The organism is Allobosea sp. FG18, from assembly GCF_057809495.1.
This window is the reverse complement of record NZ_JBMDKB010000091.1, coordinates 1-489: the sequence shown is the minus strand read 5'-3', so window position 1 is coordinate 489 and position 489 is coordinate 1. Positions and strand designations below refer to the sequence as shown.

Genomic DNA, 489 nt, shown 5'->3' with positions numbered 1-489 from the left:
GCTCGACCTCCATCTGGCCCAAGGCCCCGAGAACGTTGAACATGAAGCGGCCCGCCGGGCTGGTCGTATCGAAGCCCTCGGTGATCGACTTCAGGCCGATCTCGCGCGCCCGCAGGTCTTCGGCAACATCGAGCAGGTGGCGGATCGAGCGGGCCAACCTGGACAGGCTGTACACGACGATCACATCACCTGGACGAACATGATCGAGTGCCCGCCGGAGTTCAGGTCGATCTGCCTTCAGGCCGCTCGCCGTCTCGACGAAGATGCGCTCGCACCCGGTCGCCGTCAGCGCATCGATCTGCAAGGCATGGTCCTGAGAAAATCCCGAAACGCGCGCGTACCCGATCTGCATCCCGCCTCCCTCGCAAAACTCGTCGAGATGACGCTCTCACGGGTCCGGGGTTTTGCAATCGAATTTTGCGACACCGTCTGCTGCGAAATCCCTCGACGATCACCCCGCCATCAGCAGCGTCGCGGAAACGACCGTTT

1 protein-coding gene is annotated in these 489 nt (G+C 62.6%); it reads right to left on the bottom strand.

The features are described from left to right. Positions 1–304: recombinase family protein (locus tag ACODTJ_RS29205; protein ID WP_488851737.1), on the bottom strand; the 304-nt coding region annotated here is incomplete at its 3' end. Positions 305–489 lie beyond the last annotated feature (185 nt).